The organism is Streptomyces sp. NPDC021093 (assembly GCF_044333135.1).
In the GTDB taxonomy this organism is placed as follows: Bacteria; Actinomycetota; Actinomycetes; order Streptomycetales; family Streptomycetaceae; genus Streptomyces.
This window is the reverse complement of the sequence record NZ_JBIRQJ010000014.1, coordinates 283226-306298: the sequence shown is the minus strand read 5'-3', so window position 1 is coordinate 306298 and position 23073 is coordinate 283226. Positions and strand designations below refer to the sequence as shown.

The window sequence follows — 23073 nt, the reverse complement described above, 5'->3', positions numbered from 1 at the left end:
GCTCTCAACTTCGTTCGAGCAGGGGGGACCCCCGCCAAGCTCTTAAGGAGCAGGGGAGACCCCACTGCCCCCGGGGGGCGGCCCCGCTGCCCAAGGAGGCTGAGGGCTGAGGGTTACGGGCTACGGGCGGCCCGTCACCACCGCCACCAGCCGGGTGCCCCGGGGGAACGCGCCGTCCCCCACCAGTGCCACCAGCGCGTACAGCATCTTGGCCACGTACACCCGCTCCACCGGCATCCCGTGCCTTCCCTCGAAGTCCGCCGCGAAGTCGACGAGTTCGGGCGGGGTCCGGGCGTACCCGCCGAAGTGGAAGCCGTCCGCCAGGGCCCAGTCGCCCGCCGGCCCGCCGAACGCGGAGTGCTGGAGCGCGCGGACCTCCGCGCCCAGGAATCCGCCCGCGAGGACCGGCACGCCGAGCGCCCGCTGCTCCGGCGCCAGCCCGGCCGCAAGCCCCGCGAGCGTGCCGCCCGTCCCGCAGGCCACCGCGACGACGTCCGCCGCCCCGTGGAGCTCCCGGCCGAGCGCCGTGCAGCCCCGGGCGGCAGCTGCGTTGCTGCCGCCCTCGGGGACGACGTACGCCTCGGGGAAGGGCGTGCCGGGCAGGAGCCCGGCGACGAAGTCGGGGTCGGTGCGGCGGCGGTAGTCCGTACGGGACACGAAGCGCAGGTGCATGCCGTCGGCGGCGCACTGGGCGAGCGACGGGTTGAGCGGCCGTCCGGCCAGCTCGTCGCCGCGCACGACGCCGACGGTGGGGAAACCGAGGAGGCGGCCCGCGGCGGCGGTGGCGCGCAGGTGGTTGGAGTAGGCGCCGCCGAAGGTGAGGAGGGGCCGGCCGGCCGCGGCCCGCAGATTGGGTTCCAGCTTGCGCCACTTGTTGCCGGGGAGGTCCGGATGGATCAGATCGTCCCGCTTGAGCAGGAGCCGCACGCCGTGCCGGCCGAAGCGGTCGTCCTCGACGGGGGTCAGGGGCGAGGGCAGCTGCGGGCGCAGGCCCGGGAGAGCGGAGGGCACCCGCTCATTGTCCCGCCCCCGGCCCCTGTCGGGCAGCTGCCCCTTGTCCCGCCCCCGGCCCTTGTCGGGCAGCTGCCCCGTGTCCCGTCCCCGACCGGCTCACTTCAGGCGGTCGTGCACTCTGTCCCGCATCCACTCCATCGTGAAGCCGCGGGGGTCGACCTTTCCCGGCTGCCACTCCAGGTGGCCCAGGACGGAGCGTGCGCCCCAGCCGTGGGCGCGGCAGATCGCGGCCGAGACGCGGGTGATGGCCTGGAGCTGGGCGTCCGGCCAGGGGTCCTTGCCGTCGCCGAGGTTCTCGCACTCGAAGCCGTAGAAGTGCCGGTTGCCGTCGGTGTTGGCCTCGTTGTCCGGCGGCAGGCGCTTCTCGGCGATGACCGCGCGCAGTACGTCGTCGTCGCCGCGTCCGGCGTGGTTGGCGCGGCCGTAGCCGACCAGGTGGACCTTGCCGTCCTTGGCGATCACGCCGTGGCACAGCGGGCCGGGCAGGGTCGAGTGGCCGTCGCGGCACAGCCGGACGGTGGCCGCGGTGCCCTTGGTGACGGTGTGGTGGATCATCACGCCGTGCACCGGGCCCCAGGGGCCGTGGCCGCTGCGGTTGTGGTGGCGCCAGTCGCCGACCTCGACGACGGTCACCCCCTCGGCGCGCAGTGCGGACAGGAACGTGTTGGCGGTGAGGGGGGTGGCCATGGGGGATCTCCTCGCTGAGCGGCAGGCATGGGCCGGGGCCGCGCGTGGGGCTTCCGGCGTGGCCGGCCGCCGGCGTCAACGGCTCCGGAGTACTTGATACCGCTCGCAGCCGGAGCGCATGCGTCCGCAGGCACCCGCTCGTACGGCGAGCGAGCCGATCCGGACACCCGTCCTCCGGACACCAGCCCTCCTGTGCGGACCTACGCGGCCCGCCACAGGTCCGGGCCGAACACCTCGTAGTGGATGTCCGCCGCCGGTACGCCCTTGGCCAGGAGCTGCTCCCGCACCGCCCGCATGAAGGGCAGCGGCCCGCACAGGTACGCGCGCGTGCCCGCCGGTACGTGCACCCCGGAGAGGTCCACCAGCCCGGTGCGGTCGGCCGGGTGGCCCGGCTCGGGACGCTCGTAGAAGAAGTGGCCCGAGGCCGTCGCGAGCTTCTCCACGAGGAGCCCGTGGTCCTCGCGCAGGGGGTGCGTCGCGGGGGAGCGGTCCGCGTGCACGACCGTCACCGGGGAGGTGTGCCCGGTCGCCGACAGGTGCTCCAGCATCGACAGGATCGGGGTGCAGCCGATGCCCGCGGAGGCGAGCAGGAGGGGTGCGTCGCCGTCCTCAAGGACCAGATCGCCGTACGGGGCGGAGACGCGCAGCCGGCTGCCCTCGCGCACGCGCGCGTGCAGATGCTGGGAGACCTCGCCGTCGCCGATCCGCTTGACCGCGATCGTACGGAGCGCGGAGCGGGGCGCGCAGGAGATGCTGTACTGCCTGATCTGGCGGGCGCCGTCCGGGAGTTCCACCTGCACGGAGACGTACTGCCCCGGCCTGTGGACGGGGGCGGCGGCGCCGTCCGCGGGGCGGAGCCGGAAGGTGGCGACGTCGGCCGTCTCCTCGGTCCGCCCCACCACCTCCCAGTCGCGCCAGGTGTCGCCCTTGAGGACGCCGTGCTCCGCGTACAGCCGGTTCTCGATCGCGATCAGGGCGTTGGCCATCAGCCAGTACACCTCGTCCCAGGCGGCGGCGACCTCCGGCGTCACCGCGTCGCCGAGCACCTCCCCGATCGCCTCGAAGAGGTGCTGGTGGACCACCTTGTACTGACCGGCGCTCACGCCCAGCGACGCGTGCTTGTGGGCGATGCGGCTCAGCATCGCGTCCGGGCGCTCTTCGGGCCGTTCCACGAGGTACGTCGCGAAGCCGGCGATCGAGCCCGCGAGGGCCTGGCGCTGGGTGCCCGCCGCCTGGTTGCCCCGGTTGAACAGGTCGCGCAGCAGCTCGGGGTGGGCGGCGAACAGCTTCTCGTAGAAGAGCGCGGTGATGTCCTCCACGGCGGCGCCGACGGCGGGGAGGGTGGCGCGGACGGTCGCGGTGGCGGTCTCGGAAAGCATTCCGGGCTCCTCTGAAGCTTAATTGGTATGTGAGAGTCGTATTTTGAGGTGTGCGGACACGGGGTCCAGGGTGGCCGGAATTGGCCGGTGCGGTGCCGGGCGGTCCGGGGCGGTGCGGGACGGTGGGGGCGGGTGGGGCGAGGTCCGGTCAGTCGTCGCGCCGCGTCGCCGAGAGGCCAAGGAGCAGCGGCCCCGTCGGCGCCGTCACCAGCTCGTCCACCGTCAGCGGGTCGAGTGCTGCGAAGAACGCCTCCTGGGCCCTGCGCAGTGCCCCGCGCAAGGTGCACGCGGACCGCAGCGGACACGGCGTATCGCCCTCGCACTCGACCACGTCGCCGGGTCCTTCGAGCGTGCGGACCACTGTGCCGACCGAGGCCGACCGGCCCGCCGCCGTGAGTGCGAGCCCGCCGCCGCGCCCCCTGCGCGCCTCGACGAGGCCGAGGTGCTGGAGCCGGGAGACCACCTTCGCGGTGTGCGTGTACGGGATCTCCATGGCCGTCGCCACCTCGCGGGTGGTGGGCAGGTCGCCCTTCTCGACGGCCAGGCGCATCAGTACGCGGAGCGCCAGGTCGGTGAATCTCGTCAGCCGCATGGCTTCACGCTAAGTAACTTGCATCTCAAATGCAACTTAAGTGAGCGGTGCCGTCGGAGGCGCCGGGAGTCAATTCGGAGGCGCCGGGAGTCAATTCGGTCGCGCGGGATTCCCCCTTCTCCGGTGATCTAGTCACACTCTTTTGTGTAATGGCGCCGCGACTCCCGGTGCTGAAAGGCTTCTGCCGCAGGTCAGCACGCGCCGCCCGCACGATGCGCAACACGCTGCGAGAACGCGCGATTCGAAGAGCACGATTCGAAGAGGGAGTCAGATGTCGGTCGAGGCAGGTTCCGAGGTCCGCGAACAGCAGGCGCCGCCGCAGCAGAGTCTCGGTACGGCCGCCGCGCGGAACTTGGCGACCACCACCAAGTCCGCACCGCAGATGCAGGAGATCACCTCCCGGTGGCTGCTGCGGATGCTTCCCTGGGTGCAGGTCCAGGGTGGTACGTACCGGGTCAACCGAAGGCTGAGCTACTCCGTCGGCGACGGCCGCGTCACCTTCGTGCAGACCGGTGGCCGGGTGTCCGTCATCCCCGCCGAGCTGGGCGAACTGCCCGCGCTGCGGACGTTCGGGGACGCGGATGTGCTCGCCGAGCTCGCGCTCCGCTGCGAGCAGCGGGAGTTCGCCGCGGGGGACGTGATCGCGACGCAGGGGGACAGCGCGGACACCGTCTACCTGCTGGCGCACGGCCGGGTCGAGAAGGTCGGCGCCGGGCCGTACGGCGAGGAGCAGGTGCTCGGCACCCTCGCGGACGGCTCGTACTTCGGCGACCAGGCGCTCGTCGAGTCCGACGCCTCCTGGGGATACACGGCGAAGGCCGCGACCGCGTGCACCGTACTGGCACTGACCAGGAACGACGTGCTCACGCTCGCCGACCGGGCGGACTCGCTGCGCGACCACCTCGCGGCGACCCGCGACCTGCCGCGCCAGCGCACCAACCAGTACGGCGAGGCGCCCATCGACCTCTCCGCGGGCCATGTCGGCGAAGCCCTCGTACCGCACACCTTCGTGGACTACGACGCGGCGCCGCGCGAGTACGAACTGTCCGTCGCCCAGACCGTGCTGAAGGTGCACAGCCGGGTCGCGGACCTCTACAACCAGCCGATGAACCAGACCGAGCAGCAGTTGCGGCTCACCGTCGAGGCGCTGCGCGAGCGCCAGGAGGACGAGCTGGTCAACAACAAGGAGTTCGGCCTCCTCGCCAACTGCGACTACGGGCAGCGGATCCAGCCGCACGACGGCGTCCCCAGCCCCGACGACCTGGACGAACTGCTGTCGCGGCGGCGTGGCAACAAGTTCTTCCTCGCGCACCCGCGGGCGATCTCCGCGATCGGCCGCGAGTTCAACAAGCGGGGCCTGGTCCCGGACTCCGTCGAGGTCGCGGGGAACCAGATCCCCGCCTGGCGCGGCGTACCGATCTTCCCGTGCAACAAGATCCCGATCAGTGACGCCCGTACGACGTCCATCATCTGCATGCGTACGGGCGAGGCCGAGCAGGGCGTCATCGGACTCCAGCAGGCCGGCATCCCGGACGAGATCGAGCCGAGCCTGTCGGTCCGCTTCATGGGCATCGACGAGCAGGCCCTCATCTCGTACCTGGTGACGGCGTACTACTCGGCCGCGGTGCTGGTGCCGGACGCGCTGGGCGTGCTGGAGGGCGTCGAGATCGGCCGCTGGAAGTAGCCCCGGGGGAGACGGGTGCAAGGAGGGGACGGCCCGAGGGGGTAAGGGGTGAGTGGGGGTGTTGCCGTCGGCGCGGTGCCGACCGGAGCAGTGCCGATGGGTGCTCAACACCCCCCGCTACGGGAGGAGTTGGCATTGACGATGACCACGACCCAAGCGGCGAACGGTTCCACGGGCAGCTCGGAGGGCGCGGTCGACTTCCTCGCCCGCACCAGAGCCGCCGTCGGTCCCCGGCTCCGTGAGACGGTCGATTCGCTGCCCGGACAGGTCCGCCGGGTCGCGCGCTACCACTTCGGCTGGGAGCAGGCGGACGGCACGCCGTCCACGGGGGCCTCCGGCAAGGCGCTGCGCCCCGCCCTCGTCCTCGCCGCCGCGCGGGCCTTCGGCGGCGACCCGCAGCACGCCGAACGAGCGGCGGCGGCAGTGGAGTTGGCGCACAACTTCACCCTGCTGCACGACGACGTGATCGACGAGGACCCGACCCGCCGGAACCGGCCCACGGCCTGGACGGTGTTCGGCATCCCCGACGCGATCATCGTGGGCGACGCGATGTGCGCACTGGCGCTGCGGGTGCTCGCCGAGGACCCGCACCCGGCGTCGGCACGGGCGTCCGCCCGGCTGTCGGCCTGCATCATCGAACTGTGCGCGGGCCAGCAGGCGGACTGCGCGTTCGAGAACCGGGCGCCGCAGGACGTCACCATCGACGAGTGCCTGACGATGGCCGAGGCCAAGACCGGGGCACTGCTCGGGTGCGCGTGCGCGCTCGGCGCGCTGTACGCGGGGGCCGGGGAAGAGGAGGTCGAGGCGATGGACGCCTTCGGCCGCGAGGCGGGCCTCGCCTTCCAGCTGATCGACGACCTGATCGGCATCTGGGGCGACCCGGCGCACACCGGCAAGCCCGCCGGTGCCGATCTGGCCGCCCACAAGAAGTCGCTGCCCGTCGTGGCGGCGATGGCCTCGGGATCCGCGGCCGCCGCCGAACTGGCCGAGCTCTACCGGGGTCCCGCCATGGACGAGGCCGCGGTGCGGCGGGCCGCCGACGCCGTGGAGCGGGCCGGCGGCCGGGACTGGGCACAGAGCCAGGCCGCCGACCGCATGGCCAGGGCCGTGGACCACCTGTCACGGGCGGTGCCGGACCTCGGTGCGGCGGACGAACTCCTCTCCCTCGCGGAGTTCGTGACACGGCGCACGCGCTGACCGCGACGCGGCGCACGTGCTGACTCTTCGGAGACTCTTCGGACGTACGCACTCGGACGCAGGGACGGGGCCCGCCGGTGTACCACCGGCGGGCCCCGCTCTGTACCGCCAACTCTAGGATCAGGTCCGACAGTTGTGCCGCGGTGGTGATACGGAGACGGACATGGGCGTACAAATACGGCAGGCGACGGCGGCGGACCGGGGCACGGTGGTGCGGCTGATGGACGAGGCCTTCCACGACGACCCGGTGAGCAGTTGGATCCTGCCCGGGGCGGCGCACAAGAGGCGGGTGCATCCGCTGCTCATGGGCGCCTTCCTGGACGTCGTCCTCGAACACGGGCGGGTGGAGATGACGGAGGACGGTTCGGCCGCCGCGCTCTGGCTGGACACCCCGGCGGGGCAGCCGGAGCCCCATGACGGGCCCGCGAGACTGCGTGCGGCCATCGACCCGGACAACGAGCGCATCGAACAGGTCGCCACGCTGACCTCGGCGGCCCACCCGCACCACCGGGCACACGCCTACCTGTGGATGATCGCGGTGGCCCCGGGGCGGCAGGGCGAGGGCCTGGGCACGGCCCTGATGGCCCCCGTCCTGGAGCGCTGCGACCGCGAGGACACGGGTGCGTACCTGGAGGCGAGCAGCGGGCGCAGCCGGGAGCTGTACTGGCGCCTCGGCTTCACCGGCCTGGGGGAGCCGATCCGGCTGCCCGGCGGCGGGCCGCTGATGTACCCGATGTGGCGGGACCCGCGGGGCTGATCCCGCGGGCCGTGCCCGCCGTGCCCGCTGTGCCGACCCCGCTGTGCCCGCTGTGCCGACCCCGCTCCCGGCCCGTCCGGCTCATGTGCCGACCCCGCTCCCGGCCCGTCCGGTTCACTCGGCCGGCACGATCCGCCGCACCACCGTCTCCACGAGCGCGTCCAGTGCCTCGGGGGTGTCGGACAGCATCTCGGGCAGCGTGAAGTGCTCGACCAGCAGCCCGCTCATGGCCAGGTAGAGCACCCGCATGGTGTCCGCGTCGCCCGGCAGCCCGGACGCCAGGTGGAAGTCGAGGTTCTCGTCGTACTGCTTGCGGACGGTCCGGTTCAGCTCCTCGCGCAGGCCGGGCCGCCGGGTCGCTTCGAGCCGCAGTTCCAGCATCGCGAGGTAGCCGGAGCGCTCGGCGACCATGCGGCGTACGAGATCGCGCATGAGGTCCGCCATCAGTGCCCGGGACGGCTCGGGGGCCATCAGGCCGGCGACGGTGGCGGGGTCCGGGACCATCCGCTCGTTGACGCGCACCGCGGTCTGGGCGAGCAGCGCGTCGCGGTCGGCGAAGTAGTTGGACGAGGTGCCGGTGGGGACGCCGGCGCGGGCGTCGACGGCGCGGAAGGTCAGCCCGCGCGCTCCTTCGGCGGCGAGCACCTCGATGGAGGCGTCCAGCAGGGCGGTTCGGCGCTGGGGGTTCCGGGCCATGGCGGGTCTCTGCTTTCTCTCGGAGCTTTCTCGAACCGGAGCGTCCGCGAAAACTCTTCTCTGGAAGGGGCTTGCGTAACCACTACACCTGAAGCACTATAGCCGTCGTGGTTACGGCGCACCGCCTGCCACATCACCTCGGCAAAGGATTCCGCTTGCGCAAGCTCACCTACCTCATCGCCACCTCCATCGACGGCTTCATCGGCCACCCCGACACCGGGGACGGCGCGTTCTTCGAGCAGTGGCTGACCGGCGACTTCCCCGCCACCCTGTTCGGTGAGTTCGGGGACACCGTTCCGACGGCCGCCCGCAAGGCCGTCGGCATGGACGCCAAGCCGCTGACCCGCTTCGACACCATCATCCAGGGCCGCAAGAGCTACCAGGTGGCCCTCGACATGGACGTCACCAGCCCGTACGGCCACCTGCGGCAGTACGTCGCCTCCCGCTCCCTCACCGCATCGCCGGACCCGGACGTCGAGATGATCTCCGGCGATCTGGTCGGAAAGGTGCGGGAGTTGAAGGCCGAGGACAGCGAACTCGACATCTATCTCTGCGGCGGCGGCGACCTCGCGGGCGCGCTGATCGACGAGATCGACGAGCTGATCGTCAAGACGTACCCGGTGCTGCTCGGCTCCGGCGTCCCGTTCGCCTCGGCCGGATTCGCCCTGCGCCGTTACGAGTTGACCTCCTGCCGTGCGTTCGGCAACGGTGCGACCGTCACGACGTACCGCACGGCCCGGTGACCCGGACCCGGACGGCCGCCGCCCGGAGCTCCCGGCGGCGGCCGTCCCCGTCGACGCATGATCGGTGGGCCCTGTCGACGCACTAAAGTCCCGCCCATGACAGGAGAGTCATGGGTCGGCTGGTACCGCCATCGCGCCGGTACGCAAGCCCTCACCATCAGCACGGACGGGCAGCGGCTGCGCGCCCGCATCGGAGAGGCCGAGTTCGCCGGCGAGAGCTTCGACGGGCTGCGCCCGGTGCCGGAAGAGCCCCCGGACGAGGGCCTGTTCACGCTCGCCCCGCAGGGCTCGCTGTGCGGCTGCGTCCTGGAGTGGGACATACCGATGCCGGTGTACGACGACGGGACGGTCCACCGCGCCGTCCTGCGCTGTCTGCTCACCCTCGGCCGCCCGGCAGCCGACGGCCCCGGCCTCGACCGCCTGCACCTCGGGCTCGCCCTGCACTTCGACGGCGCGCTGTTCCTGTCCGGGCAGGCTTCGGGCGACTTCGCGGACGCCCTCGCCGAGATCCAGCGCCAGCTCCCCTCCGGCAGCTACCTCAAGTCGTGCCTCTCGTGCGCCTTCTCCGACTACTTTCCCGGCAGTTCGGGCGGCGCGGGCGTTCCCGGCAGCCCCATGACGGGTACCCGAAGTCCCGTCACCGGCTTCTTCGGTGCGCTGACCTGCTTCAGGGACGCCAAGGACGCGTACCGCGCGGTCGAGGACCGGGGCGCCCTCCTCGACCTCTGGGGCAGCAGCTCGGGCACCGTCCAGGAGACCCACCGCTGCCCCGACTTCGAACGCAGGCCCGACGCGGGCGCGGGGACCGGACACCGGGGTGCGTTCCCCGCGCCGCGGGCCGAACTCGCGCACGTACAGGGGGATTTCAAGCCACCACAGGCCTTCGCGGGCTGACGCCTTCGACCTCTCCGCGCAGAAGGAAGTGCGCCCGTACGGCCGAGGCCGTACGGGCGCATCCAGGGGTGACGGGGGGAAGGGACTAGCCGACCAGCCCGTTCGCCCACAGCTGGTTCACCCGGGCGCGCTCCTGGGCGTTCGGGTTGGGGTTCTGACAGGACGTGCCGGGGCCGCCGCCCGACATCAACTCGCTGCACGGGCCGGAGTAGTGGTCCGGGAGGCCCAGGACGTGACCGGTCTCGTGGGCGGTCACGCGGGTGGAGTTGTACTGCTGGTTCTGCCGGTAGTCCAGGAAGATGTAGCCGCGGCCGTGACCGTCCGTGCTGGCGTAGGAGCCGCGCGAGTCATTGCCCTCGCGGTACGTGAAGTTGGCGCCGGAGGTGGTCTCCTGGAGCTTCACGTTGCTGACGGAGCTGTTCCAGATCTGGGTGGAGCTGGCTATCTGCGAACGGAAGGTCGGGGCTGCGGATGCGTTGTAGCGCACCGTCACGACCTTGATGCCGGGGTTGGCGGCCCGCTGCTCGCGGACCGACTTCATGACGGCCTGCTGGAACGCCTTGGTGGCGGCGGCGTTCTCCTTGGACTGCTCGTACGAGATGTACGAGGCGTACGAACCCGTGGACGCCGGGGCGCTCGTGGTGGCGTTCGCGACGGGTGCGGCGCCGACGGCGGCGAGGCCGAGGCCGAGAGCGGTGGCGAGGAGGGCGCGGGGGTGTCTCATGGTGGGGGGTTCTCCCTGCTTGTCCGTGGCCCGGTGGGTCCGGGCGTGGGTGGGACTGGGGAGAGTGTGGGGGAGCGGGAGGGCGCTGCGGATGATGTCAACCGGTGATAGCACGGTGACATCCCCCGACCCGGGCCTTCCCGGTGACCGCCGGCGCTGCTTCCGCACCCCGCCACACCCCACCACACCCCCTCAACTCAGGCTGAATTCCAGCCACTTGACCCCATGACCACCAGAAGAACATCTGGTGCGCGCCGTGGTGCAGCTCTACTCTCACCCCCATGGAGCTGGAGGTGCGACATCTTCGTGCACTGTGCGCGATCGCCGACGCGGGCAGTCTGCACAAGGCCGCCCGCACCCTCGGCATGAGCCAGCCGTCCCTGACCACCCAGCTGCGCCGCATCGAGAACTCCCTGGGCGCCGAGCTCTTCTCCCGCCGCAGGACCGGCTGCCGCCCCACCCCGCTCGGCCAGTCCCTCCTCGCCCGGGCCCGCCCCCTGGTCGACGGCATGACCGAACTCATCACGGAGACCCGCGCCGAGGCCGCCCGTACGCTGGGTGAGGGCCCGTCCCTGCGCATCGGCTCCACCGCGAGCCGGGTCGTCGCGGGCTGGCTGCGAAGACTCCGGCTGCGCCTCCCCGACACCGGCACCAGCCTGCACGTCGACGTGTCGGCCAACGCCCTCCTGCGCATGGTGGCCTGCGGCACCCTCGACGTGGCCTTCGTGCACGAGGTCGAGGGCTGCCCCCTCCGTGTCCCCCCGGGCCTCGACATACGGGTACTCCTGGACCGGGAGCCCCAGTTCGTCTCGCTCCCGCTGGACCACCCGGCCGCCGCCGCCTCCGTCGTGGACCTCGCCGACCTGGCCGCCGACCGCTGGATGGTCGACCCCAGCGTGGACGGCGAACGCGACGGCCTGCGCCGCGTCCTGACCGCCGCGGGACTCGACCCGCCGCTCCTGCACGGCGACTACCTCACCGCCTCCTCCCTGATCGTCATAGGCGAGGCGGTGGCCCCCTGCCAGCCCACCTCGGGCCCGCGCGACGACATGGCCATCCGCCCCCTCCGCGACGACCCCCTGGGCGTCCGCCTGTTCCTGGCGGCCCGCCCGGGACTCGCCGAACTCCCGCTCCTGTACGCGGACCTGGAGGCCGCCTACCGCGACGCGGCGCTGCGGGCGGCCGGGTACCGCGAGTGGCTGGAGCGGGCGGGGAGTCCGCTGGTGGGGGCGTAGCACGCGGCAGGGAGCAGCGGGGCGGGAGCGACGTGCCGGAAGCGAAGGGGCGGACGCGAAGGGGCCCCGCCACGACGGGGGAACGTGGCGGGGCCCTCGTACGCTCACGTGCCCGGCGGCGGGCGGGTCATGCGTACGGGGAAGAGAAAATTCCGGGGCCCACCGACCGCTGCCGGGCCGCGGAGCTGCCGACCGGTTCCGCGCAACCCCCGGGGCGTCCCGGTCCGACCTGTACATGACCCGCACACGAGGACCGATTCCGGCCCGGCTCCTGCGCGGACCCGTCCGATACGCTTGCGGTGTGACGGCACCGCAGCGCGTACCTGACCAGGCACAGCCGCCGTACGCCGTCCTGGCGGTCGCCTCGTCCGCCGGTGGGATCCGGGGGCTCGGGGTGCTGCTCGGCGGGCTCGGGGGTGATTTCCCGGTGCCTGTCGTCGTCGTACAGCATCTCGACCGCAAGCACCGTACCTTCATCGCCGAGGTGCTGGCCCGGCGCTCCACGCTGCCCGTGAAGCTCGCCGAGGCGGGGGAGCGGATCAGGCCGGGGCAGGTGTACGTGGCGCCGCCCGATCGGCATCTGCTGGTCGGCGCCTGCGGCACGGTGAGGCTGTCCTTCACCGAACTCGTGCACTTCGTACGCCCCTCGGCCGATCTCCTCTTCGCCTCCGTCGCCGAGTCCTACGGCTCACGCGCCCTCGCCTGCGTGCTCACCGGTACGGGCGTGGACGGTGCGGAGGGAGTGGTCAGGGTCAAGGGGGTGGGCGGGACCGTCCTCGCCGAGGACCCCGCGAGCGCCGAATTCGACGGGATGCCGTCCGCAGCGGTCGCGACCGGTGCCGTCGACCGTGTGCTACCTCTAGAGGACCTCGCGGCGGAACTGCGCGCTCTTGTGGGTGCGGCAGCGGCCACGTAACGACCGGTCGCACCGGTCGACCGATCACACACCAGAGGCAGTGAGCAGTGACGAGAGAGCCGGTTGCGGGTCCAGGGGCCGACCAGGGGCTGGAGGAACTGCTCCACTTCCTCCGCGACGCCCGCGGATTCGACTTCACCGGTTACAAGCGGTCCACGCTGGGGCGGCGCATCCGCAAGCGGATGGTGGACGTCGGCGTCCAGGGATACGCGGACTACCGTGACCTGCTGGAGACCGACACCGGTGAGTTCCGGACGCTGTTCAACACCATCCTCATCAACGTCACCTCGGTGTTCCGCGACCCCGGCGCCTGGGACATGCTCCAGCGCGAGGTCGTCCCGCAGATCGTCGAAGAGGCCGGGAGCGACTCCGAGATCCGGGTGTGGAGCGCGGGCTGCTCCAGCGGAGAGGAGGCGTTCTCGCTGGCCATCATGTTCGCGGAGGTCCTCGGCGTCGAGGAGTCCCTGAACCGGGTCAAGATCTACGCCACCGACATCGACGAGGAGGCGCTGCGCGAGGCCCGCTCCGGGCTGTACTCCGCGAAGTCCCTGGAACCCCTCCCCACCGAACTGCGCGAGCGCTACTTCGAGCAGAGCGGCGCCAAGTACGTCTTCCGGCCGGACCTGCGGCGCCGGGTGATCTTCGGCCGGCACGACATCACCCGGGACGCCCCGATCTCCCGGCTGGACCTGCTGGTCTGCCGCAACACCCTGATGTACTTCAACGTCGAGGCCCAGACGCAGATCGTCGACCGCTTCCACTTCGCGCTGCGCGAAGGCGGCCACCTCTTCCTCGGCAAGGCCGAGATGCTGCTCAACGACGCGGAGCGGTTCGAGGCGGTCAGCATCCGCCAGCGGATCTTCCGTCGCCGTTCGGGTGGCGACAGCACGCCGTACACCCCCGCCGCCCCCAAGATCAGAGCAAGTACGGGAATCGGTACGGAGATGCGCGAGGCGACCCGGACCCGCCAACTCCGCGACCTCATCCTGGACGCCGCCCCCAGCGCCGGGGTGGCCCTGGACGCGGAAGGCGCAGTCGTCATGATCAACAGCCAGGCGCGGGCGCGGTTCGGGCTGACCGCCCACGACATGGGCCGTCCCTTCCAGGACCTGGAGCTCTCCTACCGTCCCATCGAGCTCCGCTCCCTCATCGACCAGGCCACGCACGAGCGCCGTACCCTGCGCGTGAACGGCGCCGAGCGCCACCTGGGCGACATGGTGCAGTACTTCGACGTCCTCATCCAGCCGATCTCCGGCGGCCCCGGTCTGCCCGTCGCCGTCAACATCACCTTCATCGACGTCACCCTGGCCACCCAGCTCAAGGCCGAGGTCAAGCGCGTCCGGGAGGACCTGGAGACCGCGTACGAGGAACTTCAGTCGACCAACGAGGAGTTGGAGACCACCAACGAGGAACTCCAGTCCTCCATCGAGGAGTTGGAGACCACCAACGAGGAACTCCAGTCGACCAACGAGGAGTTGGAGACCACCAACGAGGAACTCCAGTCCGGGCACGAGGAACTGGAAACCATGAACGACGAGATGCGGCTGCGCACCGCCGATCTCGACGAGGCCCGCGCCTTCCTGGAGGGAGTCGTCGGCTCCATCGCCGCCGGCGTGATCGTCCTCTCCGCGAACATGCGGGTGAAGAGCTGGAACCGGGGCGCCATCGGACTGTGGGGCCTGCGCGTCGACGAGGTCGTCGACGAGAACTTCTTCGCCCTGGACTTCGGCCTGCCGACCACCGAACTCCGCGAGGTCATCCAGCAGTGCATCGCCTCAGGAGAGCGCTCCAAGCCCCTCAGCATTCCCGCCGTCAACCGCATCGGCCGCAGCATCAACTGCTTGGTCACCTGCTCCCCGTTCGACGGCCACAACGGCGGAGTGGTCCTGCTGATGGAAGATGTCCCGCACGACACCGCCGACTGACCCGGCGGACGTACGCTGTGCGCATGACGGCACAGGGTGGGAACCCGGAAGCGGCAGGAGACCTGGCAGGGGCCGCACGTCACCGCGCGGCCCTGGCAGCCGCCCGGGAGGCTCGTCAGATGCTCCTCGTCGAACGGCACGAGCGGCTCGCGGCGGAGACCGGACTCCCCTTCCACACGGCCATGGCCGATATGCACCGCAAGGTCGCTGTCCGCCATCGGACGGCGGCCCAGCTCCAGAAGTCCTTCGCCGTGCGCGCGGCGCAGTGGTCGGCCGGCAGCGGTGACCGCCCCCTGTTCATGGCCGAGGTCGCGGACGCCTGCGGGACCCGAAGTGTCGCGCTCACCCTCGTCGGCGTCGACCTGAGCCAGATCGCAGTCGCCGCATCCGACCCACCGGCCCGTGGAGCCCAGGACCTGGAGTACGTACTGGGGTCAGGCCCGGCCCGGGACGCCGTGGGCGGGCGGCTTCCCGTCGCCGCCTCCGGCGCGGCCGTCGAGCAGCGGTGGCCCGGGTACGGCGCGGGGCTGGCCGGTCTGGGACTGACCGCGGTCGTCGCCTTTCCGCTGACCGCGCCCTCCGGCTGCATCGGGGCACTCACCGTCTTCGACCCCCGGCCCGGCGTCGCCGAGGGCGGGGTCCTCGAAGAGATGGCGGCGACGCTGGCGGGCGGGGTGCTGCTGGGGCCCGACGCGGACCCCGGTCTGTACGGCGGCGCGGATCTGCGGGCCGTTGTGCACCAGGCGGCCGGGGTACTCTCGGAGCAGGTGCGGTGTCCGGTCGAGGACGCCCTGGCGCTGATCAAGGCGCGAGCCTTCGCGGTAGGGGAATCAGCCGAATCTGTCGCAGCGCAGATCGTTTCCGGCTCTTTGCGACTCCGTCTCGGCCTGTTCGGTGTTGACTGAGGCCTGCGGGGCGACCAGCACCCGGCGCTGTGGCCGCCAGTGGGTGTCAACTGCCGCAGGAGGCAAGGCGGGTTGTGTGAGGAACTCAGAGCAGGGGGCGGACACGATGACCACGTCGGCACAGCGAGTCGCCCGCACCTTCGTGACGATCGCGGAGGCCATCGGCGCGCTCGACGACTCCCACGACGTCCTGACGTTCCTGACCATGCTCGCCGACAGCACGGTCGGACTTCTCGACGTGCACGCCGCGGCGGTGTTCCTCGCCCCCGCCGGCACCCGGCCCGCCAGGGTCGCCGCGTCGGACCCACAGGCCGAAACCCTGGTGAGGCTCGCCGTCGACTGGCAGGAGGGCCCAGGACCCGACTGTCTCCGGGGCGGCGCGAGCCTCGATGTCCCGCTCGACGGACCGCCGGCCGACGCGCGCTGGCCGCGATACGCCCCCGAGGCTCGGGAGCGGGGTTACGCCCGGGCCGGCGCGATCCCACTGCGCCAGGGTGACGAAGTCGTGGGCGCACTCGTCCTGTTGTGCACCGACCCGCACGCCCTTGCGTCGGGCGTGCTGGCTCTCGGACGGTGCCTGGCGGACGCGGCCGCGATCTCCGTGCTCCGGGAGCGGGAGCTGAGCGCGAGCCGGGTCAGGACGGCGCAGCTGGAGCAGGCACTGACCAGCAGGCTGGTCATCGAGCAGGCCAAGGGCATCCTCGCTGCCAGGCTTGCGCTCCCCATGGACGAAGCGTTCGCCGTCCTGCGCGGGCATGCCCGCGCGCACCAGCGCAAGATCCACGACACGGCGCGCGACGTGGTGGAGGGCCGGTTGCGACCGGGACCGCCCAGTGCACTGAACCGGCCTTCGGCACGCTGACACGGCGTCCTGCCGACTCGGGGCCGCCCCGCGCCGCTACGGCCTGCGCAGCAGGGTGATGCCGTCCTGTTCCGTCACCTGTACGTAGCCGTGCTCGCGGTAGAGGCGCAGCATGCGTTCGGTGCGGGCGATCGGGCAGGGGACCTTGACGGTGGGGTCGGTGCGGTCCGAGACCACCCACTGCGGCGGGTTCGCGGGCAGGCCGGTCGGGGCGGCGGGGTCGGGCCCGGTCCCGTAACAGACCAGGCTCACGGTCGTACGCGAAGTGAGCAGCGGCGCGAGGCGGTTGGAGGAGGCGACGGTGTCGCCGTCCGGGATCCGGTCGAGGATCTGACGTGCGACGACGACGTGCTCCGGGGTGCGCCAGGCGGACGGGAGGACGAGGTCGTGGAGGGGGTAGACGGCGGCCGTGACCGCGGTGAAGGCCGCGGAGAAGGCGAGCGCGCGCCGCCGCCGTACGCCGGGCAGCAGGTCCTTCCGCCGGCTGAGCACATCCACGAAACCGGCGAACAGCACCGGCATCAGGATCGCGCTGTAGTGGAACCCCGGCTGCCAGTAGTGCTCGTTGCCCGCCACGAACCGCCAGCCGAGGGTCGGTACGCAGAGCAGCAGCAGCGGAGAACGTACGCCGAAGAAGGCGACCGGCGCCGCCAGCATGAGCAGCAGCAGGTATTTCATCGGCGGCCAGAAAACGCCGAGAGCGAGGGTCAGCACATTTCCGGAGCCGGACGACGACGCCCCGTCGCCCGGTATTTGTCCCCAGTACGCGAATCCGCCGGTGGGACTCATCGCGGGGAGAAGGACGAGAATTTCCAGGGCGGTACCGATGACGCCGAGGAGAATGGTGGAAATTCCCAGCCAGAGGCGCGAATTGACCCCGGTCGTTGGCGCGGGCGATTCCGCTTCCCGCCGTCCCGCCACCGAGCGGCCTGCTCCCCGCCTCTCCCGTACCGCCTGCCAGGCGATGTACGCGCCGACGGCGGACAGCGTCAGCCCGAGGTCCTCCTTGACGAGGAGGAGCGGCGCGGCCCACAGCGCCCCCGCCCACCACCTCCGCTGCCCCAGCGCCACCGCGCTGAACGCCAGCAGCGGCACCGCGAACGCGATCTCGTGGAAGTCCTTGGCCGCCGCCGAGACGATCCCCCAGGACGCCCCGACCCCGCACCCCACCACCAGCGCGGCGACCGGCCCGACGGCACGGTGGGCCCAGCGCGTCAGCGGAAGAACAGCGAGGGCGAGCAGCGCGGACTGCACGACGAGAAGGGTTTCCGTACTCGGGAAGAGCCGGTAGAACGGCGCCACGAGTACCAGAATCGGATGGAAATGGTCCCCGAGGAGATTGAACCCCGGCCCCTTCAACTCGACGACAGGGGCCTGCCCGAGCGAATAGGCCTTGATGGCCTGCTCGAATATCCCGACATCGAATCCGCCGTTGAGCATGCGGTCGTTGCGGAGAATCGCCACGGTGGAATAGAGCACGAAGAAGAGTGCGGTGAGCGACCACGCCAGCGTTCGGGGGCCGGGGATCCGCTCCCGGAGCGCGGTGAGGAGGCGTTCGCCCCGGGGGTACGAAGCGGTGGCTCCGGTCCCGGCCCCGGTCCCGCGCCCGGGTATTTGCCCGGACTCCGGCTCCTTCTTCCGCACCGCAGACCCCACCATGCTCCCCACTCGTATGTCGTACTCGTACCCGCATTCGACCGTATTCGGCTGCCCCAACCTACGGGTCACGCCGGAAGCCATCCAAGCGGGTCCCGCACGGAACGGGCCCCGACCCTGCCGGGTGAGCGGGTCGGGGCCGCGGGCCTCACCGTGCCGCTGCTAGCGGCGGGTGACCGGGAAGCTGGTCTCGCCCGTGGCCGGGGTCAGCCAGCCGTCGCCCGCGAACTCGGCCGCGTACCGCACCGTGCCGACCGTGCCCGGCCGGTCGGTGAAGGAGAACGTGCCGTCGGCGCCCACCGGTACGGGGGCGAGGAGCACGCCGTCCGGGGCGGCGGCGTCGTACCGCTTCACGGAGACGGTGGTCCCCGCGGCGAGTCCGTCCGCAGGGGCGAGGGAACCGGTGAGGGTGACCTGGCTCCCCTTCCGCGCGCTCGCGGGGCCCTGGAGCCCGAGCGTGCTCTGCCGCACGGCCGGATCGTCCACCACCTTCAGGGAGAGCGGACCGAAGTTGTAGTCACCGGTCACCGAGAAGAGGCGGCTGCGGTCGGGGGCCCAGGCGAGCCCGCCGGTCGCGGTCTGCTCCGTGCCCGTGTCCAGGGACTTCAACGGCGTGTTTCCGCCCGGCCGGTAGACCCAGACGTCCTTGTCGAGCGAGGAAGAACCCGCGGCGATCGTGCCGTCCGGGGCGACGGCGACGGAGTTGGGGTAGCTGTCGGTGGTGTAGCGGCCGTCGTCCGACAGGTCGCTGGTACGGAACGCCTGGTGGTAGTACGGGCTGGCGCACGCGACGACCACGCGGGAACCGTCGGGCGTCAGCGCGAGGTCCTGGAGGCTCGCGCAGCCGTCGGGTCCCGGGGCCGTACGCCGTGCCTGCTCCGAGGTACGGCCGGAACTCACGTCGTACACCGCCAGCGTGGCGCTGTTGCCGTCGGACTCGGCGGCGACCAGCGTGTCCGGATCGCGGGGCGCGGCGGCCAGATGGGGCGAGCCGCGGAAGGTGTCGAGGCCCTCTCCGCGGGTGACGACCGGGTCGGCGGCGGAGAGGTCGACGGAGCCCAGTGCGCCCCGCCAGGTGTCGAGGCTGTACCCGAACCAGAGCTTTCCGCCCGCCAGCGCCAGCGAGGTCGGACCGGCGTACGCGCCGGAACCGGTGCCGGTGTCGTACCGGGCCCGCTCCTCCAGGGTGGCGGTGTCGATCACGGAGATCGCCCCGGCGTCGCGGAGCGCCACGTACAGCGTGGCCGAGTCGGGCGAGAGGGCGACGCCCCAGGCCCCGGCCTCGTTGCCGATCCGCTTGACGACCTGGCCCGTGTAGTCGGTCACCAGGACGGTGCCGCCGAACGGATCGGTGAGGAAGACGCGCTGGTGGGCGCCGTCGACGGCCATGTCGCGGTACGAGCCGATGGGCAGTGGCGTGCTGCTGTCGGCCACGGCGGGCGTGGCCCCCGTACCGAACAGGGACAGCGAACCGAGTACGGCTGCGAACACGGCGCTGCGAACGCGTACGCGGGTGTGGGTGCGCAAGGGGATGGACCTCCTGGATGCGAGGTGGCCGTCCTTCCGGCCACACCCTTTAAGCGTCGGCCTTCACGAATACGTCACTGTGCGGGCACAAGTGGGGAATTGGGGGTGGAAGGGCGACGAACAGCCCGGAAGGGGGGCAACAGGTCATCACGGCAGGCAGCGGGTGCGCTCCATGGCGCGTACCAGCGCCGCGCGGCACGCTCGGACCGCCGGGTGGCCCCCGCTGCCGTGCCGTACGGCCGTGAAGAGCCGCCGGGTGCCGGCGCGGTCCGGCAGGCGCAGCAGGGGAACGCTCGGCGTGCTCCCGCCCCACAGGAGGTCCGGCAGGAGCGCCACCGCGTGGCCCTGCTCCACGAGGCGCAGCTGGACGAGCAAGTCAGGTGATTCGAACCGCACTTCGGGCTCGAAGCCGGCCTCCCGGCACAGGGCCGTCGCCCACTGCCGGGAGGCGGTACCCGCAGGCTCCATGGCCCAGGGGTGGCCCGACAGCGCGCGCAGCGCGGCTTCCGGGGGGTGAGCGGGGGCGGCGGCGCGCGCGGCTTCCGGGGTGTGGGCGGCGGCGGCTTTGTCCGCAGGGAGGGCGAGCCGTACGGCGTCGGCGCTGTTCGGCGGGAGGGTGAGTCGTACGGCGTCGGCGCTGTTCGGCGGGAGAGCGAGCCGTATCTCGTCGGCGCACAGGTCCGCCGAGTCGATCCCGGTGGAGCGGGGGACCGCGTGCCCCGGGTACTCCTCGGCCACGACCAGGTCCACATCCCGCGCGAGCAGGGCGGGAAGGGCTCCCTCCGGTTCTGCCTGCGTGACGTGGACGCGGAGCTCCGGATGGTCATCGCGCAGCAGGGTGAGCGCCGACGGGACGAGCGTCAGCGCGGCCGTCTGGAAGGCGGCGACCCGCAGCGTGCCCGTGACGGCGGTCACCGAGGCGGCGATGTCGGCCTCGGCCCGCTCCAGCCGCTCCAGCAGGACTTCCGTGTGCGCGACGAGGATCTCGGCCTGCTCGGTCAGCCGCACACGCCGCCCCACCGGTTCGAGGAGTGCCACGCCGACCTCGGACTCCAGCACGGAGAGCTGCTGCGAGACCGAGGAGGGGCTGTACGAGAGGGCGGCCGCGACCGCGGCGAGAGTGCCGCGGTGCTTGAGCTCGCGCAGCAGCCGCAGCCGATGGAGATCGAGCATGCCGAATCCCTTCCTCTTCCTCCACTCATCGGGATTCCCGACGGGTATCGCTCGAAAAGATGTGCTGGACCGTTGAGATGATGGCACGGCAGGGTGATCGTCATGCCCACCGCTCACTGGTACGCACATCCGGCCGCCCGCTCCTGGACCTGTCCGCCGGCCCCGCACGGGGCCGCTGCCTTCCATGCCGCTCTGCCCGGTTACGCGCCGACCCCACTGCGCGAAATGCCTTCACTCGCACGTGAGTTGGGGGTTCGAAGGGTGTTCGTCAAGGACGAGTCGTCCCGGCTCGGCCTGCCCGCGTTCAAGATCCTGGGCGCCTCCTGGGCGATCCACCGGGCACTGAAGGAAGGGTCGGGGGAGCGGTCGGGGGAGCAGTCGGGGGACAGGGCCGGGCAGCAACTGGGGGACAGGGCCGGGGCGCGGCTCGTCACCGCCACCGACGGTAACCACGGCCGCGCGGTGGCCCGTACCGCCCGGCTCCTCGGCCTGCCCGCCCACGTCTTCGTCCCCGGCGCGGTGCACCCGGCGGCGGTCGCCGCGATCGAGAGCGAGGGCGCACGGGTCACCCGGACCGGCGGCTCGTACGACGACGCCGTACGCCGGGCCGCCGAGGCCGCCGCACGCGAACCGGACGCCGTCCTCGTACAGGACACCGCGCTGCCCGGCCACACGCGGATCCCGGGCTGGATCGTCGAGGGCTACGCCACGCTGTTCGACGAGATCGACGCGCAGCTGCACGCGCTGGGCGCCGAGCCCGCCGGGCTGGTCGCCGTCCCGGTCGGTGTCGGCTCGCTCGCGCAGGCGGCGGTGAGCCACTACCGAGCCCCGCGGGACGCCCCGCCGCCGTCGCTGCTGAGCGTCGAGCCGGTCGCGGCCGCCTGCGTCCTGGCATCCCTCGAAGCGGGCCGCCCGGCCAGCGTGTCCACCAGCACCACCACCATGGCCGGACTCAACTGCGGCACGCCCTCAAGTGCCGCCTGGCCCCTGCTCCGTGACGGACTCGACGCCGCGGTGGCCGTCACGGACCCCGAAAGCGCCCGAGCCGCCCGCGACCTGGCGGCGCTGGGGGTCTCCTCGGGCCCCTGCGGAGCGGCCGCACTGGCCGGCGCCCGAGCAGCCCTGACCTCCGCCCCCGAACGCCGCGCGGCCCTGGCGGAACAGAGCACTCACACGGTCGTGCTGCTCAACACCGAGGGCGCCGAAGCCAACCCCCACACCACGAACCCCCTCTAGCACCAAGAACGTTGGAACACACCATGACCTCGTCCTCGTCCTCCTCCCCTTCCCGCAAGCCCCTGATCGTCATCACCGGCGCCAGCTCCGGCATCGGTGCGGCCACCGCCCGCGCCTTCGCCGAACTCGGCCACCCGCTGCTCCTGCTGGCCCGCCGCGTCGACCGACTGGACGCCCTCGGCCTGCCCTCGACCCTCACCCGTGCAGTGGACGTCACCGACGCGGCCGCGCTCACCGCCGCCGTGAAGGAGGCGGAGGCCGTGTACGGTCCCGCCGACGCCATCGTGAACAACGCGGGCGTGATGCTGCTCGGCGAGGTCGCCGATCAACCGGCGGCGGAGTGGGACCGGATGCTCGACGTCAATGTGCGCGGCCTGCTCAACGGGGTACGGGCCGTACTCCCCGGCATGATCGGCCGAGGCCGCGGCACCATCGTCAACGTCGGCTCCGTAGCGGGCCGGAAGGGCTATCCGAACCACACTGTCTACGTCGGCACCAAGTTCGCCGTCCACGCCATGTCCGAGAACCTCCGGGCCGAGGTCGCCGGGCACGGCGTCCGCGTCACCACCATTGCCCCGGGCGTCGTCGAGACCGAACTGCTCTCCCACACCACGGACGAGGCCATCAAGGCCGACTACCAGGCGTACAAGGAGTCCACGGACGCCCTGACCCCGGAGGACGTCGCGGCCGCGATCCGGTACGCCTACCAGGCACCGCAGCGCGTGTGCCTCAGGGAAATCGTCCTGGCGGCGACGGCCCAGGACTCGTAGCCGTCACCGCGGAAACCCTTGCCACAGGAGACCGCCGGGGCTTCCTCTTTCGGGGCGTCCAGAATCAGACGGACCGGATCTCCGGTACTGCCTTGAAGCGGGACCAGACGACCTTGCCGTACGGTTCGCGTTCTTCCACGCCCCAGCAGTCGGCGAGCAGTTCGACGATGTGCAGCCCGCGGCCGGCGGTGTCCGTGGAGGAGGCGTGGCAGACCGTGGGGCGGTGGGCCTGGTCGTCGGGGTTGCGGCTGTCGTGGACTTCCAGGCGTACGAAGTCCTCGTCGTCCTCGTCGGTGGAGAGGCGTACGAGGAAGCCGTGGTCGAGGCGGGTTCCGTGGACCAGTGCGTTGGAGGCAAGCTCTGAGACGCAGAGCCGCACGTCCTCCAGCGGGCCGACGAGGCCCCAGGAGGTGAGCGTGTCGGTGGCGAACTCGCGGGCCTGGCGCACCGATTCGGGCTTGGCATCGAAGTACTTCTGTGCTGTGTCGGGCATGGTGGTCC

Annotated in this window: 22 protein-coding genes; 12 read left to right on the top strand and 10 right to left on the bottom strand. The window is 71.8% G+C overall.

What is annotated here, in order from left to right; all coding sequences use genetic code 11:
* Nucleotides 1-120 precede the first annotated feature (120 nt).
* From ACH4SP_RS36585 to ACH4SP_RS36570, 4 genes are all read right to left on the bottom strand, one after another.
* Complete coding sequence (locus tag ACH4SP_RS36585) at nt 121-1011, bottom strand: 1-aminocyclopropane-1-carboxylate deaminase/D-cysteine desulfhydrase (protein ID WP_398421687.1); 891 nt, start codon at nt 1009-1011, stop codon at nt 121-123.
* Nucleotides 1012-1110: 99 nt separating this feature from the next.
* The gene (locus ACH4SP_RS36580) at nt 1111-1701 is read right to left on the bottom strand and encodes an N-acetylmuramoyl-L-alanine amidase (protein WP_398421685.1); all 591 of its coding nucleotides are present in this window, start codon (nt 1699-1701) and stop codon (nt 1111-1113) included.
* 200 nt (nt 1702-1901) lie between these two features.
* Entirely contained in the window at nt 1902-3080 is a 1179-nt protein-coding gene (locus ACH4SP_RS36575) for a globin domain-containing protein (protein ID WP_398421683.1), read from the bottom strand.
* Nucleotides 3081-3228: 148 nt separating this feature from the next.
* Complete coding sequence (locus ACH4SP_RS36570) at nt 3229-3672, bottom strand: RrF2 family transcriptional regulator (RefSeq protein WP_398421681.1); 444 nt, start codon at nt 3670-3672, stop codon at nt 3229-3231.
* A gap of 271 nt (nt 3673-3943) precedes the next feature.
* On the opposite strand from ACH4SP_RS36570, the gene ACH4SP_RS36565 reads away from it, so the two are divergent.
* The 3 genes from ACH4SP_RS36565 to ACH4SP_RS36555 all read left to right on the top strand — a co-directional run bounded on the left by ACH4SP_RS36565 (nt 3944) and on the right by ACH4SP_RS36555 (nt 7310).
* Complete coding sequence (locus ACH4SP_RS36565; RefSeq protein ID WP_398421679.1) at nt 3944-5356, top strand: family 2B encapsulin nanocompartment shell protein; 1413 nt, start codon at nt 3944-3946, stop codon at nt 5354-5356.
* Nucleotides 5357-5497: 141 nt separating this feature from the next.
* Entirely contained in the window at nt 5498-6553 is a 1056-nt protein-coding gene (locus ACH4SP_RS36560) for a family 2 encapsulin nanocompartment cargo protein polyprenyl transferase (protein ID WP_398421678.1), read from the top strand.
* Between the two features lie 163 nt (nt 6554-6716).
* Entirely contained in the window at nt 6717-7310 is a 594-nt protein-coding gene (locus ACH4SP_RS36555; RefSeq protein WP_398421676.1) for a GNAT family N-acetyltransferase, read from the top strand.
* A gap of 114 nt (nt 7311-7424) precedes the next feature.
* Here the strand turns inward: ACH4SP_RS36555 and ACH4SP_RS36550 are convergent, their stop codons facing one another.
* The gene (locus ACH4SP_RS36550) at nt 7425-8006 is read right to left on the bottom strand and encodes a TetR/AcrR family transcriptional regulator (RefSeq protein ID WP_398421674.1); all 582 of its coding nucleotides are present in this window, start codon (nt 8004-8006) and stop codon (nt 7425-7427) included.
* A 155-nt stretch (nt 8007-8161) separates the two neighbouring features.
* Between ACH4SP_RS36550 and ACH4SP_RS36545 the strand changes: the two genes are divergently transcribed.
* Together ACH4SP_RS36545 and ACH4SP_RS36540 are read left to right on the top strand one after the other, a co-directional pair.
* Nucleotides 8162-8749 carry a dihydrofolate reductase family protein gene (locus ACH4SP_RS36545; protein WP_398421672.1) on the top strand — a complete coding sequence of 196 codons (588 nt, stop codon included), beginning with the start codon at nt 8162-8164 and terminating at the stop codon, nt 8747-8749.
* 96 nt (nt 8750-8845) lie between these two features.
* Nucleotides 8846-9643: a DUF6304 family protein gene (locus ACH4SP_RS36540; RefSeq protein WP_398421670.1), complete on the top strand. Its 798-nt coding sequence runs from the start codon at nt 8846-8848 to the stop codon at nt 9641-9643.
* An 85-nt stretch (nt 9644-9728) separates the two neighbouring features.
* Here ACH4SP_RS36540 and snpA read toward each other — a convergent pair whose 3' ends face one another.
* Entirely contained in the window at nt 9729-10367 is a 639-nt protein-coding gene (snpA, locus tag ACH4SP_RS36535; protein WP_398421669.1) for a snapalysin, read from the bottom strand.
* A 281-nt stretch (nt 10368-10648) separates the two neighbouring features.
* Between snpA and ACH4SP_RS36530 the strand changes: the two genes are divergently transcribed.
* From ACH4SP_RS36530 to ACH4SP_RS36510, 5 genes are all read left to right on the top strand, one after another.
* Nucleotides 10649-11602 (top strand): LysR family transcriptional regulator, encoded by a 954-nt coding sequence (locus ACH4SP_RS36530; RefSeq protein ID WP_398421667.1) that lies wholly within the window; start codon nt 10649-10651, stop codon nt 11600-11602.
* 301 nt (nt 11603-11903) lie between these two features.
* Nucleotides 11904-12518: a chemotaxis protein CheB gene (locus ACH4SP_RS36525; RefSeq protein WP_398421665.1), complete on the top strand. Its 615-nt coding sequence runs from the start codon at nt 11904-11906 to the stop codon at nt 12516-12518.
* 47 nt (nt 12519-12565) lie between these two features.
* Entirely contained in the window at nt 12566-14443 is a 1878-nt protein-coding gene (locus ACH4SP_RS36520; RefSeq protein WP_398421663.1) for a CheR family methyltransferase, read from the top strand.
* Nucleotides 14444-14466: 23 nt separating this feature from the next.
* Complete coding sequence (locus ACH4SP_RS36515) at nt 14467-15348, top strand: ANTAR domain-containing protein (protein WP_398421661.1); 882 nt, start codon at nt 14467-14469, stop codon at nt 15346-15348.
* Nucleotides 15349-15454: 106 nt separating this feature from the next.
* Nucleotides 15455-16210 carry an ANTAR domain-containing protein gene (locus ACH4SP_RS36510; protein WP_398421660.1) on the top strand — a complete coding sequence of 252 codons (756 nt, stop codon included), beginning with the start codon at nt 15455-15457 and terminating at the stop codon, nt 16208-16210.
* Nucleotides 16211-16246: 36 nt separating this feature from the next.
* Here ACH4SP_RS36510 and ACH4SP_RS36505 read toward each other — a convergent pair whose 3' ends face one another.
* The 3 genes from ACH4SP_RS36505 to ACH4SP_RS36495 all read right to left on the bottom strand — a co-directional run bounded on the left by ACH4SP_RS36505 (nt 16247) and on the right by ACH4SP_RS36495 (nt 20566).
* Nucleotides 16247-17869, bottom strand: coding sequence for a DUF2079 domain-containing protein (locus tag ACH4SP_RS36505; RefSeq protein ID WP_398421658.1), 1623 nt, complete (start codon nt 17867-17869; stop codon nt 16247-16249).
* 159 nt (nt 17870-18028) lie between these two features.
* Entirely contained in the window at nt 18029-19393 is a 1365-nt protein-coding gene (locus ACH4SP_RS36500) for a hypothetical protein (protein WP_398421656.1), read from the bottom strand.
* Nucleotides 19394-19540: 147 nt separating this feature from the next.
* Nucleotides 19541-20566 carry a LysR substrate-binding domain-containing protein gene (locus tag ACH4SP_RS36495; RefSeq protein WP_398421654.1) on the bottom strand — a complete coding sequence of 342 codons (1026 nt, stop codon included), beginning with the start codon at nt 20564-20566 and terminating at the stop codon, nt 19541-19543.
* Nucleotides 20567-20668: 102 nt separating this feature from the next.
* On the opposite strand from ACH4SP_RS36495, the gene ACH4SP_RS36490 reads away from it, so the two are divergent.
* Complete coding sequence (locus ACH4SP_RS36490) at nt 20669-21802, top strand: diaminopropionate ammonia-lyase (protein ID WP_398421653.1); 1134 nt, start codon at nt 20669-20671, stop codon at nt 21800-21802.
* Between the two features lie 23 nt (nt 21803-21825).
* Nucleotides 21826-22572, top strand: coding sequence for an SDR family oxidoreductase (locus tag ACH4SP_RS36485; protein ID WP_398421652.1), 747 nt, complete (start codon nt 21826-21828; stop codon nt 22570-22572).
* Nucleotides 22573-22636: 64 nt separating this feature from the next.
* Here the strand turns inward: ACH4SP_RS36485 and ACH4SP_RS36480 are convergent, their stop codons facing one another.
* Nucleotides 22637-23065 (bottom strand): ATP-binding protein, encoded by a 429-nt coding sequence (locus tag ACH4SP_RS36480; protein WP_398421650.1) that lies wholly within the window; start codon nt 23063-23065, stop codon nt 22637-22639.
* Nucleotides 23066-23073: the final 8 nt, after the last annotated feature.